This is a genomic window from Jiangella alkaliphila (assembly GCF_900105925.1).
GTDB classification, from domain to species: Bacteria; Actinomycetota; Actinomycetes; order Jiangellales; family Jiangellaceae; genus Jiangella; species Jiangella alkaliphila.
The window spans coordinates 3,897,268-3,911,624 of sequence record NZ_LT629791.1 but is presented as its reverse complement, the minus strand read 5'-3'; the positions used below and the strand labels follow the sequence as shown (position 1 = coordinate 3,911,624).

Annotated in this window: 15 protein-coding genes and 1 pseudogene; 7 read left to right on the top strand and 9 right to left on the bottom strand. The window is 69.8% G+C overall.

Annotation, left to right across the window (positions count from 1 at the left end):
- The first annotated feature begins 25 nt into the window (after nt 1–25).
- On the top strand, nt 26–1,192 hold the full coding sequence (locus BLV05_RS17825; protein WP_046770608.1) for an osmoprotectant NAGGN system M42 family peptidase: 1,167 nt from the start codon (nt 26–28) through the stop codon (nt 1,190–1,192).
- A 6-nt stretch (nt 1,193–1,198) separates the two neighbouring features.
- Here BLV05_RS17825 and BLV05_RS17820 read toward each other — a convergent pair whose 3' ends face one another.
- The gene (locus BLV05_RS17820) at nt 1,199–1,882 is read right to left on the bottom strand and encodes a lysophospholipid acyltransferase family protein (RefSeq protein ID WP_197683187.1); all 684 of its coding nucleotides are present in this window, start codon (nt 1,880–1,882) and stop codon (nt 1,199–1,201) included.
- Nucleotides 1,883–2,023: 141 nt separating this feature from the next.
- On the opposite strand from BLV05_RS17820, the gene BLV05_RS17815 reads away from it, so the two are divergent.
- Nucleotides 2,024–2,806 (top strand): alpha/beta hydrolase, encoded by a 783-nt coding sequence (locus tag BLV05_RS17815; RefSeq protein ID WP_046770610.1) that lies wholly within the window; start codon nt 2,024–2,026, stop codon nt 2,804–2,806.
- Nucleotides 2,803–3,306: a hypothetical protein gene (locus BLV05_RS17810; protein WP_083421336.1), complete on the top strand. Its 504-nt coding sequence runs from the start codon at nt 2,803–2,805 to the stop codon at nt 3,304–3,306. Before BLV05_RS17815 ends, BLV05_RS17810 begins: the two co-directional genes overlap by 4 nt.
- Before the next feature lie 11 nt (nt 3,307–3,317).
- Here BLV05_RS17810 and BLV05_RS17805 read toward each other — a convergent pair whose 3' ends face one another.
- The 4 genes and pseudogenes from BLV05_RS17805 to BLV05_RS17795 form a co-directional block, all read right to left on the bottom strand.
- Nucleotides 3,318–4,118, bottom strand: coding sequence for an IS5 family transposase (locus tag BLV05_RS17805; protein WP_407717032.1), 801 nt, complete (start codon nt 4,116–4,118; stop codon nt 3,318–3,320).
- 46 nt (nt 4,119–4,164) lie between these two features.
- A pseudogene (locus BLV05_RS38640) lies at nt 4,165–4,221 on the bottom strand (hypothetical protein); the annotation flags it as partial.
- 288 nt (nt 4,222–4,509) lie between these two features.
- A complete protein-coding gene (locus BLV05_RS17800; protein WP_172860665.1) occupies nt 4,510–5,193 on the bottom strand; it encodes a response regulator transcription factor in 684 nt (227 codons plus the stop codon).
- Nucleotides 5,190–6,350, bottom strand: coding sequence for a sensor histidine kinase (locus BLV05_RS17795; protein WP_046770611.1), 1,161 nt, complete (start codon nt 6,348–6,350; stop codon nt 5,190–5,192). Before BLV05_RS17795 ends, BLV05_RS17800 begins: the two co-directional genes overlap by 4 nt.
- A 150-nt stretch (nt 6,351–6,500) precedes the next feature.
- Here BLV05_RS17795 and BLV05_RS17790 point away from each other — a divergent pair, with 150 nt between their 5' ends.
- From BLV05_RS17790 to BLV05_RS17780, 3 genes are read left to right on the top strand one after another with little or no spacing between them, the layout of a single operon-like run.
- Nucleotides 6,501–7,451 carry an ABC transporter ATP-binding protein gene (locus BLV05_RS17790; RefSeq protein WP_046770696.1) on the top strand — a complete coding sequence of 317 codons (951 nt, stop codon included), beginning with the start codon at nt 6,501–6,503 and terminating at the stop codon, nt 7,449–7,451.
- Nucleotides 7,448–8,941, top strand: coding sequence for a DUF1349 domain-containing protein (locus BLV05_RS17785; RefSeq protein WP_046770612.1), 1,494 nt, complete (start codon nt 7,448–7,450; stop codon nt 8,939–8,941). Before BLV05_RS17790 ends, BLV05_RS17785 begins: the two co-directional genes overlap by 4 nt.
- Nucleotides 8,938–9,705 (top strand): hypothetical protein, encoded by a 768-nt coding sequence (locus BLV05_RS17780; protein WP_197683186.1) that lies wholly within the window; start codon nt 8,938–8,940, stop codon nt 9,703–9,705. Before BLV05_RS17785 ends, BLV05_RS17780 begins: the two co-directional genes overlap by 4 nt.
- A gap of 414 nt (nt 9,706–10,119) precedes the next feature.
- Here the strand turns inward: BLV05_RS17780 and BLV05_RS17775 are convergent, their stop codons facing one another.
- The 4 genes from BLV05_RS17775 to BLV05_RS17760 are packed head-to-tail and all read right to left on the bottom strand — an operon-like array spanning nt 10,120 to nt 12,617.
- Entirely contained in the window at nt 10,120–10,812 is a 693-nt protein-coding gene (locus tag BLV05_RS17775; protein ID WP_046770613.1) for an endonuclease/exonuclease/phosphatase family protein, read from the bottom strand.
- Nucleotides 10,809–11,744, bottom strand: coding sequence for an ROK family glucokinase (locus tag BLV05_RS17770; RefSeq protein WP_046770614.1), 936 nt, complete (start codon nt 11,742–11,744; stop codon nt 10,809–10,811). The genes BLV05_RS17775 and BLV05_RS17770 overlap by 4 nt, the downstream gene beginning before the upstream one ends.
- Nucleotides 11,741–12,190, bottom strand: a complete 450-nt coding sequence (locus BLV05_RS17765) for an SRPBCC family protein (protein WP_046770615.1) — start codon at nt 12,188–12,190, stop codon at nt 11,741–11,743. Before BLV05_RS17765 ends, BLV05_RS17770 begins: the two co-directional genes overlap by 4 nt.
- Before the next feature lie 43 nt (nt 12,191–12,233).
- Nucleotides 12,234–12,617, bottom strand: a complete 384-nt coding sequence (locus tag BLV05_RS17760) for a hypothetical protein (protein ID WP_046770616.1) — start codon at nt 12,615–12,617, stop codon at nt 12,234–12,236.
- Nucleotides 12,618–12,706: 89 nt separating this feature from the next.
- Between BLV05_RS17760 and qcrB the strand changes: the two genes are divergently transcribed.
- The gene (qcrB, locus tag BLV05_RS17755; RefSeq protein ID WP_052762764.1) at nt 12,707–14,353 is read left to right on the top strand and encodes a cytochrome bc1 complex cytochrome b subunit; all 1,647 of its coding nucleotides are present in this window, start codon (nt 12,707–12,709) and stop codon (nt 14,351–14,353) included.
- Nucleotides 14,354–14,357 lie beyond the last annotated feature (4 nt).

Genomic DNA, 14,357 nt, shown 5'->3' with positions numbered 1-14,357 from the left:
CGGCGCGGCATGTCAGGGTAGAGCCATGAAGAGCCTGCCCATCGACGACGAGTACCTGCGCGAGGTGCTGCTCGAACTGCTGCGCACGCCCAGCCCGTCCGGCCGCACCGACGCCGTCATGCAGATCGTCGGCGACCGCCTGACCGAGCTGGGCGTGCGCATTCGCCTGACCCGACGGGGTGTGCTGCGGGCCACGCTGCCCGGCGACGGCGCGCCGGGCGGGGCGAGCCGGGCGGTCGCCGTGCACGCCGACACCATCGGCTGCATGGTGAAGCGGCTCAAGGAGAACGGCCGGCTCGAGGTGGTGCCCGTCGGCACGCACAGCGCCCGGTTCGCCGAGGGCGCCCACGTCACCGTCTTCACCGACGACCTCAGCAACCTGCACACCGGCACCGTGCTGCCGCTGATGTCCAGCGGGCACAACTTCGGCGACGCCGTCGACACCCAGGGCGTCGGCTGGCACCAGATCGAGGTCCGGCTGGACGAGCCGGTCGAGACCCGGCAGGACGTGCTCGACCTCGGCCTCTCGGTCGGCGACTTCGTGGCGCTCGACGCCGCGCCGCAGATCACCCCGAACGGCTACGTGAAGTCGCGGCACCTCGACGACAAGGCCGGCGTCGCGGCCTGCCTGGCCGCCGTCAAGGCGCTGCTCGACGACGGCCGCAGCCGCCCCGTCACGGCGCACCTGCTGGTGACGATCGGCGAGGAGGTCGGCGTCGGCGCCACCCACGGCCTGGACGAGTACGTGGCCGAGCTGGTCGCCGTCGACAACGCCGTGGTCAGCGAGGGGCAGGAGTCGCGCGAAGACACCGTCAACATCGGCATGCTCGACTCCACCGGCCCGTTCGACTACCACCTGACGCGGCGGCTGATCGGGCTGTGCGAGAGCAACGACCTGCCGTACCGCCGCGACGTGTACCGCTTCTACCGCTCCGACGCCGCGCCGGCCATCGAGTCGGGGCTGGAGTGCCGCACCGCGCTGATCGGCTTCGGCGTCGACTCCAGCCACGGGCACGAGCGGACCCACCTCGACGGCATCAGGCGCACGGCCGAGCTGCTGACGGCGTACCTCACCAGCCCGCTGACGTTCAGCGAGTGGGACGACCGCCCGACCGGCTCGCTCGAGGACTTCCCCAGCCACAGCGTGCAGCCGGCCGAGCCCGAGCCCGACCGCTACCCGGGCCGGCACTGAGCGGCGTCAGTCGGACGGCGCCTTGGGCTCGGCGGCCTTCGCCTTCACCGACGCGGCGTAGACGTCGACGTACTCCTGGCCGGACAGCTCCATCAGGGCGTACATGATCTCGTCGGTGACCGACCGCAGCACGTGCCGGTCGTTCTCCATGCCGTAATAGCGGCTGAAGTCCAGCACCGGGCCGAACCGGATGCCGGGGCGCATGACCTTGGGAATGATGCGCCCGGCCGGCTGCATCTCCGCCGTCCCGATCATGGCGACGGGGACGACGGGCACCTGCGCCTCGAGCGCCATGCGGGCCACGCCGGTCTTGCCGCGGTAGAGCCGGCCGTCGGGCGAGCGGGTGCCCTCGGGGTAGATGCCGAGCAGGTCGCCGTTCTCGAGGATCTGGACGGCCGTGTTCAGCGCCGCCTCGCTGGCCCGGCCGCCGGAGCGGTCGACCGGGACGTTGCCCGTCCCGCCGAAGAAGACGCGCTTCAACCAACCTTTGACACCGCGCTGGGTGAAATAGTCGCTCTTGGCGAGGAAACTGACCTTACGGTCGATGACGAGTGGCAGGAAGAAGGAGTCGATGACGGTGAGGTGGTTGCCGGCGAGGATCGCGCCGCCCTTCGCGGGCACGTGCTCCACACCCTCAGCCCAGGGCCGATAGATCAACCGCAGGATCGGCCCGAGCAAGACGCTCTTCATCAGCCAATAGAACACGTCGGAACACTACCGCCAATGTGCGCCACCGGGGCAGCTGACGACGGGGCCTCGCCCGCGCGGCCGGATCGGGCGCATGCGACGATGCTGGTTGCGAGCCGGCGCGGGAGAGAGGGAGGGGACGCGATGCTCTCCGAGGGCGAGGCGGTCGACTCGGTCGAGCCGTATCGGCACGACGGCGGGCCGGTCGGCGTGCTGCTGTGCCACGGCTTCACCGGCTCGCCGGCCTCCCTGCGTCCCTGGGCCGAGCAGCTGGCCGGCCACGGGTACAGCGTCGAACTGCCGCGGCTGCCCGGTCACGGCACCACCTGGCCCGACCTCAACGCCACCGCCTGGCCCGACTGGTACCGCCGGGTCGAGCGGTCGCTGCTCGACCTCGCCGAGCGCTGCCCGCAGGTCGTCGTCGCCGGCCTGTCCATGGGCGGCTGCCTGGCGCTGCGGCTGGCCCAGGAGCACGGCCCGCTGGTGCAGGGCCTGGTCCTGGTCAACCCGGTCGTCACCAGCGCCGACAAGCGGCTGCTGGCGCTGCCCTTGCTGCGGCTGGTGCGCCGGTCGGCCGCCGCGCTGTCCGGCGACATCGCGATGCCCGGCCAGGACGAGCGGGCCTACGACCGCACGCCGCTGCAGGCGCTGTGGTCGCAGACGAAGATGTGGCAGGTGGTTCGCCGCGACCTCGCCATGATCACCCAGCCGCTGCTGCTCTACCGCAGCGCGAACGATCACGTCGTCGACGCCACCAGCGCACCGGTCATCCTGTCGGGCGTCTCGTCCACCGATGTCGCCGAGGTCGTCCTGCGGCGCAGCTATCACGTCGCCACCCTCGATTACGACGCGCCGGAAATCTTCTCCGGCGCCGCGGCGTTCGTGGAACGAGTGACCACGAAGAGGAACCGAGGCCTGCCGCGATGAGCCGAGACGACGACCAGACCTGGGCCGAGCTGATCGACTCGTTCCACGCCGCACCCTCCGACGGTGACCAGCCGTGGCCCGCGGCCGAGGAGATCGGGCCCGACGACCCGCTCGACGAGCCGCGCCCTGAGGACTTCCGCGACGCCTCCGTGACGCTCGGCCCGCTGACGCCGCGCGGCGCGGGCACCGGGTCCGACGCGACCGACGCGGCGCCCGCCATCCCGCCGGGTATCGACGACGCCGCCGCCGAGGAGGCGGCCAACCACTTCGTCCCGCCGCCGCCGGCCCCGATCCCGCGCGGCGACCGCGTCCAGCGGCTGGCCTGGGCGGCCGTCATCACCCCGCCGATCGCGCTGATCATCGTCGCGATCATGTCCTGGCGCCCATCCGACGAGATCGTCTTCCTCGCCGTGGTCGCGTTCATCACCGGCTTCGTCACCCTGGTCGCCCGCATGCGCGGCCACCACCCCAACGACCCCGACGACGGCGCCGTCATCTAGGGAAGCGCTGATCAATGGGCCTTCCCCGGGATGAGTTGCCACGGGTCGGTCTCGACGGCCTTCCGCACCTCGGAGGGGTCCTGCTCCGCTCTCCAGGCCCGGTTCTGGGCCCTTCCCGACGGTTTGGGCAGGCTGCCGCCTGCCGTCACCCGGTGAGGGCGACGGCGCGGGCACGCATCAGCCAGTTCGCTGAAGCGAAGGTGGTTCAGGTTCTTCGCGATGCCGCGGTAGCGGGCCTTGGCGAACCCAAAGTCACGTTTGACGATCAGGAACGGATGCTCGACCTTAGCCCGGACTGACGCTTTGCGAGACTCGGCCTGACGGTCCGGGCCAGCCATCTTCGCGAGTTTGCCGTTGCGGGCCGCGACCCGGAACTCGACGGTCGAGAAGTGCTCGTGACCGCTGATGTCGGGACGTTTGGTCACGCCCTGATAGCCGGCGTCGGCGTAGACGACCTCGTCATCGGCACGAATCAGGTTCGCGATCTCATCAAGGTCATGCACATTCGCACCGGTCGCGGTCACCGCGTGGACGTATCCGGTGCCCGCATCGACCCCGATGTGGGCCTTCATCCCGAAGTACCACTGATTCCCCTTCTTCGTCTGACACATCTCGGGGTCCCGTGCCCCGGAGGCGTTCTTCGTCGAGGACGGTGCGGCGATGATCGTGGCATCCACGATCGACCCGCCACGCATGATCCAACCCTTCTCCTCGAAGATCTCGTTTTGCGATGCGAACAGCGCTTCCCCCAGTTCGTGGTCTCCAGTAGATGCCGAAAGTGAAGCAGCGTCGTCGCATAGGAACCTGCTCAAAGGCGAAGTCCAAACCCATGAACGTCCGCATCGCATACGAATCGTAGATCGCGTCCTCGACGCCTTCATCTGAGAGCGAGAACCACACCTGCAGCAGATACATCCGCAGCATCGTCTCGATCGGCTTGGGCCGACGGCCCTTCTTGCCCGAGTAGTAGAACGGCTCGATCAACGCGACCCACCGTGACCACGGGATCGTGGCATCCATCGTCTCCAAGAACTGCTCACGGCGCGACACCCGCCGCCTGTCCGAGTACTCGACATCAGTGAACGACGGCTGCTCAGAACACATACCCAATTTCCCCGACCACCCGCACGGTCACCGAAAGGCACGCCGCCCGATCGACCGAGAAAATCAGCGATGCCCTAGGCACCAGCAGGCACGCGGTCGCTACGGCTCATCACTTCCATCTTCCGCTGGTGCGATCCGGTAGCCGACCGTCGGCATGGTGCTGACAATCGGTGGACTGCCGAGCTTACGACGCAGGCGGCCGATGGTCACGGCGACCGTATTGGTGAACGGGTCAGCGTGCTCGTCCCAGATCTGCTCAAGCAAGCTCTCGGCGCTTAGGAATCCTGGGCTGGCCCGGAGCAATGCCGTCAGGACCTCGAACTCCTTGACGGATAGGTCGAGTCGGCTCCCATCGCGGGAAGCGATGCGCTGTACAGGATCGAGCTCGATGCCAGCCGCTCGTAGGACTCGGGCTTTCGCGTACGGGCGTCGCCGTGCCAATGCTCGCAGGCGGAGTACGAGTTCGGGAAAGTGGAACGGCTTGACGAGGTAGTCGTCCGCGCCGTGGCCCAGCCCGCCAACGCGGTCGGCGGGAGAATCGGCGGCGGTCAGCATCAGCACCATCGGGCGCTCGTCACGTTCGGTGATCATCTGGCACAGGGTGTCGCCATGCAGGCCAGGCAGGTCGCGGTCCAGGACCACAATCTCGTAGCAGTTGATGTCGAGCCTGGCTGCACCATCCAGGCCTGTGTAGGCGATGTCTACGGCCATGCCTTGGTCGCGCAGGCCCTCTGCGAGGAGGTCCGCCAGCGCCTTGGCATCTTCCACCACCAGGACTCTCATCGGACCAGCGCCTCCTCGACCGCCCGCGGCAGGGTGACCGTGACGCACAGACCACCCTGCCTGCGTGGGCGCAGCTCGAGTCGGCCGCCGTGGGCCTCCGCGACGGCCGCAACGATCGCGAGCCCGAGTCCCGAACCTGGCGAGCTGGTCCGTTCCGTGCCGACACGTTGAAATGGGCGGGTGAGCTTGGACACCTCGTCCTGTGTCAGTACGTCCCCGTCGTTCTCCACGACGAGTTCGACTGCGGAGCCGGCGGGTCGGATGGTCACGTGAACCCAACCGCCGGGTTGGTTGTGAACCACGGCATTTGCCACAAGGTTTTCCACGAGTCGTTGCAGCAGTATCCGACTGCCATGCACCGCGGCGCGGGGCGCGGCGTCCAACACCTGCTCGATGGGGAGCCTACGCGCCGTCAGTGCGTCAGCGACCAGTTCATCGACAGGGACCGATTCCGGCTCAGGCAGGTCGTGCTGGGCTCGGGCCAACGTCATGAGGCCGTCTAGAAGTTGCTCCACATCGTCGAGCTCGGTGCTGATGCGCTCGGCGAGCGTGCGGGTCTGCTCCGACGGCGGGCTGGGTTTAGCGAGAGTCACGTCGACGGCGGCGCGCATCGTCGCCAGCGGCGTGCGCAGCTCGTGTGAGGCGTCGGCGACGAAGCGGCGCTCTGCGGCGAAGGAACCCTCCAGTCGGGCGAGCAGCTCATCGATCGTGTCGCCGAGGTCGCGCAGCTCGTCGTGCGGGCCGGTGAGTGCCAGGCGCTCATGCAAGCTGTTGGCGGAGATGTGACGGGTGGCGGAGGTCATCGCACGCAGTGGGCGCAGTACCCGCCCTGCGGCGTACCAGCCGAAAAGGAGCGAGAGCAGACCCATCACCACAAGCCCGACCGCCGAGCCGAGCAGCAGTTGGTGGGTCTGCTGCGCCTGCGCCTGTGCAAGCCGGTGTTCGAGACTGGCGATCCTCGCCTCCGCGGCCTCCGACATGGCGGAAATGGGCTGACCCGGTCCTGTCTCCACGTCCAGTGTGCCGCCCGCGAAGAGCGTGACGACGACCAGCATCGCGGCGCCCGAGACGAGGAAGAGTGCTGCGTACATGCCGGTGAAGCGCCAGCGCACGCTGCGACGGCGCGGCGCCCGTACCGATGCCTCTTCGTCCACCATGGGGTGCTCCTCTCGTCCGACGGGCCCGCGACCGCTCACCGATCAGGCTAGGCGGACCGACTTAACAGCCGCGTGACGAAGAGCGTTCCGCCCATGTCATCTCGCATCGCGCAGCGTGGTGCCAGGAGCAGGCACGAAGCGGAGGTAGTCATGCGAGACGACGTAGGGATCGAGGTCGACGGCCTGAGCAGGCGCTACGGCACGAATCAGGCATTGGACGCGATGAATTTCACGGTGCAACCGGGCCGGGTGACCGGCTTTATCGGGCCCAACGGCGCGGGCAAGTCGACGACCATGCGGGTGGTGCTGGGATTGGTCGCGCCCGATGCCGGCCGTGCGCTGGTCGGCGGGCGTCCATATCGCAGCCTGGCGGAGCCGCTACGGGTGCTCGGCTCACTCCTAGATGCCGGAGCGCTCCAGCCGAGCCGAACCGCACACGACCACTTGCTATGGATCGCCCACACACAGGGATTGCAGGCCAAGCGCGTCGATGAGGTTCTCGCCGCGGTCGGCCTGACCAGCGCCGCGCGACGTCGCGCGGGCGACTTCTCACTCGGCATGCGGCAACGCCTCGGGATCGCGGCGGCGCTCCTAGGCGATCCGAGAGCGCTGATGCTGGATGAGCCGTTCAACGGTCTGGACCCTGAAGGCATCCAGTGGATTCGGGGTCTGCTGAGGAGTCTGGCCGATCAGGGGCGCACCGTGCTGGTCTCCAGCCACCTGATGAGCGAGCTGGAGGGCGCCGCGGACCACGTGATTGTGATTGGTCGTGGCCGGGTGCTCGTCGACGCCAGCGTGCACGAACTCCTGGCTGGAGTGGCGGCCGGGCGCGTGACGTTGCGGACAGCGGCACCGCAGGCGGCGGCGGATGCACTCGGGAGAGCGGGGGCAACGGTGCAGCCTGCCGGACCGGACACGTTGACCGTCAGCGGGATGGCCGGGCCGGAGATCGTCGCCACGCTCAACGCAGCGAGCGTCGCCTTCACCGAGCTGGGAACCCAGCGAGTCACCTTGGAGCAGGCCTACCTCGGACTCACCCAAGACACCGTGCAGTACCGCGGGACCGCACCGACCGACACCGCAGCGGAGGCCGAGTCATGAGGACTTTGCACGCCGAGTGGACCAAGTTCCGCACCGTGCGTGGTTGGGTGCTCGGCGCTGTCGGGGCTGCACTGGCCTCGGTGCTGTTCCTGCTGGTGGGCACGGCCTCCTCGAACCAAGGTGCCGGCGCCGATGCTGCACTGCCGGCCGGCCCGGGCGGTGAGGCCGTCAACGACAGCTTCTCGTTCCTTCACACCACGGTCACCGGGGATGGCTCGTTGACCGTGCCCGTCACCAGTCTGACCGGTATTCTCGCCGACCCGGACGCCGGGCCCAGCGACACCGTGTCGGGCCTCACCCCCTGGTCCAAGGCCGGGATCATTCTCAAGACGAGCCTGACGCAAGGATCGTCGTACGCCGCAGTAATGGCGACGGCGGCACACGGGGTCCGGATGCAGCACGACTTCGTCCACGATCGCGCCGGAGACGTGACGGGCACACCATCCCCGGCGACACCGCAATGGCTACGGCTGGTCCGGACGGGTACGACCGTCACGGGATACGACTCGACAGACGGCGTCCACTGGACCGAGATCGGCACCGCCGAGATTGCAGGCACCACGCTCCAGGTCGGCCTGTTCGTCACCGCGCCCGCCACCGTAGATACCGCCAATGCCAGCAGCGCACCAGCGACCGCCTCGGCAACCTTCGGCCAACCCACACTCACCGGAGCGTGGAACAACGACGGCTGGTCCTACACCCAGGTCGGCAATGACGCAGGCACGTCAGGCAGCTACGTCCCAACCGCGTCGGGGAGCTACCGCGCGAACGACGACGGTTTCACCATCACCGGTGCGGGCGACATCGCACCCGTCGTCGGTGGCCCCGCGCTGGGGCCCGCGTTCACCGTCGAGACCTTCCTGATCGGTACCTTCGTCTGTCTGCTTGTCCTCAGCGTCGTGGCAGTGCAGTTCGGCGCCGGCGAATACCGGCGCGGGCTGCTGACCCTCACCCTGACCGCAACACCGAGACGTGGACGGGTGGTGGCCGCCAAGGCGATCGTCGTGACTGGAGTGGCATTCGTGGTCGGCGTGGGAGCAGCGGCGGCGAGTCTCGCTCTGGGTCAAGCACGAGCCAGCGCGGCCCACTTCGCCGTGCTGACGGTACCGCCAACAGAACAGGTGCGCGCCGTACTGGGCACAGGCTTGTTGCTGGCCGCAACGACACTGCTCGCACTGTCTCTGGGTGTTGTGCTGCGGCGCAGTGCCGCAGCGATCGCTGCCGTCGCCACGCTGGTCGTGGTGCCCTATGTGCTGGCGATGGGCGGGATGCTCCCGACCGATGCTGCGCAGTGGCTGCTCCGCCTGACCCCCGCGGCGGGCTTCGCGATCCAACAGACGCTGTCGCGCTATGCCCACGTGCTCTCTGTCTACACACCGGCAACCGGCTACTTTCCGCTGCCACCCTGGGCTGGCCTTGCGGTGCTCGGCGCATGGACGCTGGCGCTCACCGGGTTGGCGTGGTGGATGCTTCGCCGGAGGAACGCATGAACAGCGCAGCAATCAAGGCGGCGGCACTGCGCCGTGCGTGCAGGGCGGAGTGGACGAAGCTGCGAACTGATGCCGGAACGTGGTGGCTACTCCTCGGGCTGGTTGCCGTCACCGTGTCGGTAGGGGCAGCCACCACCGGCAGCGTCCGCGATATGGACGGCGGGGACCCAGCCCGGCTCGCGCTGAGCGGAGTGATGGTGGGCCAAGCCATTGTCGCCGTGCTGGTCGTGCTGTCGACCAGCGGTGAGTACAGCACCGGGATGATCCAGTTGACGCTGGCGGCGGTGCCGAGGCGGACGACGGCGCTGGCTGCAAAAGCCCTGGTCTTGGGCGCCGTGACCGCAGTCGCAAGCATCGCCGGCGTCCTGGGCTCGCTCCTGGCCGGCCACCTGCTGCTACCAGGGACTCCCGCCCTGACCGATGCGGCCACCCTGCGGGCCGGGCTCGGCACCGTGCTGTACCTGGTCCTCATTGCTGAACTCGCACTCGGCGTCGGGTTCGCCGTCCGGGACGGCGCGGTCGCCTCGGGCACAGTCCTGGCCCTGCTCTATCTTTTCCCTCTGCTCAGCCACGTCGTCACCGATCCCTGGCTTCAGCAACAGCTCGCCCGCATCGGACCGATGCCGGCAGGACTGGCCATCCAAGCCACCACCGGACTAGACCGGCTGCCGATCGGCCCGTGGGCCGGGCTAGGTGTCCTGGCGCTGTGGGCCACAGCCGCGGTGACACTCGGAACTACCCTCCTGCAGCGACGCGACACCTAAGCGGGATAGGGCTGGGAAGGGTGTGTGGTGTCGGCGTCTGTCGCCCAAGAGCAAAGCAGCCGCCGACGAATGCCGAACGTGTGTCAGGCCAATCCTGGCTCGTACATCGTCCTGCTCAGTCCCGACGACAAGTGATGTCCGATAAACCCTGGGACCCCGTCTTCGACCAGCTGCTGCGAAATGATTTGCCGTTCCCGATGGAACCCGATCCCATTCCCCTCGCTGGGGCTCGTGACCCTGCTCAACGGAATCGAGGATCATTTCGGCCCGGAATTCGACGAGGAGGTCTGACCCTGGAACTCTTCTCCTCCGCGAGCACACTCTGGTCGGCGGTGGAGTCCGGTATCGCGGGCGCCAGGAGTACGGCCGGCGGGTGCGCCACGGAGTGAGAACGTACCGCCGCGGCCTGCCCGGTCAGCGCGGCAGGGTCAGCTCCGCCACGACCGGGAAGTGGTCGCTGGCCACGCACGCGTCCGGGGTGTCGACGACGCGGTAGGAGGTCACGTCGGCGCCGCGGACGAAGATGCCGTCGATGCGCTCCCGCGGGTCGGCCACCGGGAACGTCGGCGTGGGGTCGGCGGCGCCGGCGTCGGTGTACTGCGAGGCCAGCCGGGTCCACGTCAACGCCGAAGGCGCCTCGTTGAGGTCGCCGCCGAGCACCGTCGTCGCCAGGCCCAGCCGGTTGACCAGGCCGGTGAGGTCGGTCAGGTGCCGGGCCCGCTCGCCCGCGTCCAGGCCGAGGTGCAGCGAGCCGGCCGCGAACGCGACGCCGTCCTTCTCCAGCCGGGCCAGCACCAGGCCGCGCCGGCTCAGCCCGGGCGTGCGCCGCAGCCGGTGCTCCTGCACCTCGCGCAGGTCCACCCGGACGGCCGTGAACAGCGCCGTCCCGCCGGTCGTGCCGCCGCCGGCCGCGTACAGCAGGTCGGCGCGGCGGGCGAACGACGCCGCCCGGCCGCGCCACAGCACGACCTTCGGCAGCTCCTGGACGAACGCGACGTCGGGGTCGAGGTCACGCAGCACCCGGGCGACGGCCGCGCCGTCATCGCGCAGCCCGCGGACGTTGTAAGTGACGACGCGGAGCGTGCCGGCCGGGTCCGTGGCCGTCACACCCGGGCGAGGTCGGCCGCGCCGATGACGCCGGCGTCGTTGCCGAGCGTCGCCACCCGCACCTCCGGCTCCGGCCGGTGACCGGCGCCGGTGGTGTGCTTGCGCAACGCCTCCTCGGCCGGGCGGATCAGCAGGTCACCGGCCGCGGACACGCCGCCGCCGATCACGTACGCCGCGGGGTCGAACACCGCCGTGAGCGAGCCCATCGCCTCGCCCAGCCAGCGGCCGACCTCGGCGATCAGCACGATCGCCAGCTCGTCGCCCTGGCCGGCCAGCTCGGTGACCATGGGGCCGGTGATGCGCTGCGCGTCGCCGCCGGCCAGGCCGAGCAGCCGCTCGGCCGACGGCAGGCTGGCCGCCTCGCGCGCCTCGCGCACCAGGGCGGTGCCGCTGGCGTACGCCTCGAGGCAGCCGCGCAGCCCGCAGCCGCACAGGTGCCCGTCGGGAACCACCCGCATGTGCCCGAGCTCGGCCGCGACGCCGTGCGCACCCCGGTAGATCTGGCCGTCGAGCACTACGCCGCCACCGACGCCGGTGCCGATGGTCAGCAGGATCATGTCGTCGACGTCCTCGGCGGCGCCGAAGCGGAACTCGCCCCAGGCGGCGGCGTTGGCGTCGTTCTCGACGACGGTGGGCAGGCCGGTGGCCTCGGCGACCTGGTCGCGGACGGGGACGTCGCGCCAGGCGAGGTTCGGCGCGAACAGCACCCGCGACCGCGCGGAGTCGATGAAGCCGGCCGACCCGACGCCCACGGCAGCGACCTCGTGCTGGGCGGCCAGCTCCTTGGTCACCTCGATGATCGTCTCGACGATCGCCGCGGGGTCGTGCGACGGCGTCTCGCGCCGTGCCCGCGACCCGATGACGCCCTTCTCGTCCACGACGCCGGCCGCGATCTTGGTGCCGCCGACGTCGACCCCGATGGTGAGGCTCACTCGTCCACTCCGTCCTCGACCCGCTTCTTCAGCTCTTTCAGAGCCGTGTCGATGATGACCTTCTCCGCCTTGCGCTTCATCAGCCCGAGCATCGGGATCGCGACGTCGACCGTCAGCTGGTACGTCACCTCGGTGTTCGAGCCGTCGACGGCCGCCAGCGCGTACGAGCCGTCCAGTTCCTTGATCAGGCCGCCCTCGACCAGGCTCCACCGGACCTCGTCGTCGCCGTCCCACTCGTAGGTGAGCGTGTAGCGGTCCTTGATCGGGCCGGCGTCGAGGACGAACTTCGCCTCGCCCGGCCGCCCGGTGTCCTCGTAGACCGTCAGCACCTCGACCTCGCGGACCGAGGCCGTCCACTCCGGGTACGCCTCGAGGTCGGCGATGACGGCCATGATCTGTGCCGGGGTCGCGGCGACGACGATGCTCGACGTGGTCTGCGAAGCCATGTGTGACAGTGTCCCATCAGCCGTGTCCAGCGGAGATCGCAGACTATCGAGCCGGGGGCAGCCGCGGCACCCCGGCCGGTCGCCCGTGCTCGAGCCGGTCCTTCAGCTCGTGGATCCGCGCCTTGAACGCGACGGTGTAACGCCGGGCCAGCCGGTCCGGCCGGGCCCGCGGCGACGCCGGGTCGGCGCGCAAAAACCAGTGGACGACGACGCCGTCGCCCCAGCGCTCCAGCCACAGCTCGGTACTGCCGGTCAGCTCGCCGGCGACGGTCCAGCGCACGCCCTCGAGGCCGCGGTCCTGGTGGACGGCGAGGGTCAGCCGCGGCCACCACGCGCGCGCGACAGCGGGGTCGCGGACGTACGCCGCCAGTTCGGCCCGCTCGGCCACCACGAACGTGTCGTCCATGAGATCGATCGCCGGAGCCATAGCCGCAGCCTACGGACGTGATCGACGTCATGTCACAATCCGCGGCCCGTTTCTGTCGTAGTGGTAGGAGCGATCGCGAGGAGTGCGGCATGCGCGGCCTGACGAATCACAAGATGGTCACCGGAGTGCTCGGCCTGGCCGACCGGTTCGGCCGGCGGGCGGGGGTGCCCGACCTGTCCCGGCGCCGGCTGCGGGTGCCGAGGCGCTGGACCGACCTGTTCCTCCCGCTGGCCGTCATCAGCTTCCTGCTGGTGCTGGTGTCCGGCGTGCTGCTGTCGTTCTGGTTCGAGCCGTCGATGCGGCCGGTCGTATACACGGGCGACTACGCGCCGCTGCGCGGCGTGACGATGTCCGAGGCGTACGCGTCGACGGTGCGCATCTCCATGGAGGTGCCGGGCGGGCTGCTGGTCCGTCAGGTGCACCACTGGGCGTCACTGGTGTTCATCGCCGCGCTGTCGGCGCACCTGCTGCGGGTGTTCCTCGCCGGAGCGTTCCGCGGGCACCGGCGCGTCGCCTGGCTGATCCTGCTGGCGGTGCTGGTGCTGAGCATCGCCGAGGCGTACCTCGGCCACTCGCTCCCCGACGACCTGCAGTCCGGCACCGGCCTGCGCGTCGCCGAGGGTTACCTGCTGGCCACGCCGGTGGTCGGGACGTGGCTGTCGTGGCTGGTGTTCGGGAACGAGTTCCCCGGCGACCAGATCATCGGCCGGCTGAACACCGTGCACGTGTGGGTGCTGCCGACGCTGATCGTGGGACTGGCCGCCGTCGCGCTGGTCCTGGCGTTCCGGCGGTTGCGCGTCGCCGACCGCGAGGTTCAAGGCAGCAAAGAGCTCCACAAGGGAAAAGAAGAACAGCGGGCGGCGGCCGAGCCGGCCGGCGAGCCGCTGCCCCGGTACGCCGTCCGGATGGGCGGGCTGGGGCTGCTGATCTCCGGCGCGATCGTCGCGATGGCGGCGACCGTGCAGGTCAACCCGGTCTGGCTGTGGGGTCCGTTCGACGCGTCGCAGGCGCCGGCCGGCAGCCGTCCCCCGTGGTACCTCGGGTTCCTCGACGGCGCGGTGCGCCTGATGCCGCCGTGGGAGGTGGACGTGTTCGGCTACACGCTGACGCTGAGCGTCCTCGTCCCCGTCATGGTGCTGCCCGGCGTCCTGCTGACGTCGCTCGCGCTGTACCCGTGGTTCGAGCAGTGGGCCACCGGCGACCGCCGCGACCCCGACGTCCTCGACCGGCCCCGGGACATGCCGGTGCGCACCGCGCTGGTGGCCGCGTTCGTCGCGTTCTACCTGGTGCTGTGGCTGGCCGGCGCGAGCGACGTCCTGGCCACGCTGCTGCACGTCCCGCTCGACCCGCTGGTCCGGTTCCTGCAGGTGGCCGTCGTCGTGGCGCCGCCGCTGGCGTTCTGGGCGACGAAGCGGATCATCCTGGGCCTGCGGCTGCGCGACCTGGAGGAGCTGCGGCACGGGCACGCGACCGGCATCGTCGTCGTCAGCCTCGAGGGCGGGTTCAGCGAGCTGCACCGGCCGCTGACGGCGCAGGAGGCGCAGCGGCGGGCGCCGCGCGAGGCGCTGGTGCCCGCGGGGGTCGGTGCGGCCGGCGAGATCGCCGACGCGCACGGCGTCCCGAACCCGCACTACCGCGCCGACCGGCGCCGCGCCCTCGCGGCCCGGTTCTACTTCGCCGATCTTCCCGGCAACCGACCCGTCTCCGGCGACGTCCAAGTGAAGGAGCATGCTTGACTGT

What these genes read in the sequence shown, in the direction of transcription:
- BLV05_RS17825 (WP_046770608.1), top strand. Translation starts at nt 26, where the DNA reads ATGAAGAGCCTGCCCATCGACGACGAGTACCTGCGCGAGGTGCTGCTC.
- BLV05_RS17820 (WP_197683187.1), bottom strand. Translation starts at nt 1,882, where the DNA reads ATGAAGAGCGTCTTGCTCGGGCCGATCCTGCGGTTGATCTATCGGCCC.
- BLV05_RS17815 (WP_046770610.1), top strand. Translation starts at nt 2,024, where the DNA reads ATGCTCTCCGAGGGCGAGGCGGTCGACTCGGTCGAGCCGTATCGGCAC.
- BLV05_RS17810 (WP_083421336.1), top strand. Translation starts at nt 2,803, where the DNA reads ATGAGCCGAGACGACGACCAGACCTGGGCCGAGCTGATCGACTCGTTC.
- BLV05_RS17800 (WP_172860665.1), bottom strand. Translation starts at nt 5,193, where the DNA reads ATGAGAGTCCTGGTGGTGGAAGATGCCAAGGCGCTGGCGGACCTCCTC.
- BLV05_RS17795 (WP_046770611.1), bottom strand. Translation starts at nt 6,350, where the DNA reads ATGGTGGACGAAGAGGCATCGGTACGGGCGCCGCGCCGTCGCAGCGTG.
- BLV05_RS17790 (WP_046770696.1), top strand. Translation starts at nt 6,501, where the DNA reads ATGCGAGACGACGTAGGGATCGAGGTCGACGGCCTGAGCAGGCGCTAC.
- BLV05_RS17785 (WP_046770612.1), top strand. Translation starts at nt 7,448, where the DNA reads ATGAGGACTTTGCACGCCGAGTGGACCAAGTTCCGCACCGTGCGTGGT.
- BLV05_RS17780 (WP_197683186.1), top strand. Translation starts at nt 8,938, where the DNA reads ATGAACAGCGCAGCAATCAAGGCGGCGGCACTGCGCCGTGCGTGCAGG.
- BLV05_RS17765 (WP_046770615.1), bottom strand. Translation starts at nt 12,190, where the DNA reads ATGGCTTCGCAGACCACGTCGAGCATCGTCGTCGCCGCGACCCCGGCA.
- BLV05_RS17760 (WP_046770616.1), bottom strand. Translation starts at nt 12,617, where the DNA reads ATGGCTCCGGCGATCGATCTCATGGACGACACGTTCGTGGTGGCCGAG.
- qcrB (WP_052762764.1), top strand. Translation starts at nt 12,707, where the DNA reads ATGCGCGGCCTGACGAATCACAAGATGGTCACCGGAGTGCTCGGCCTG.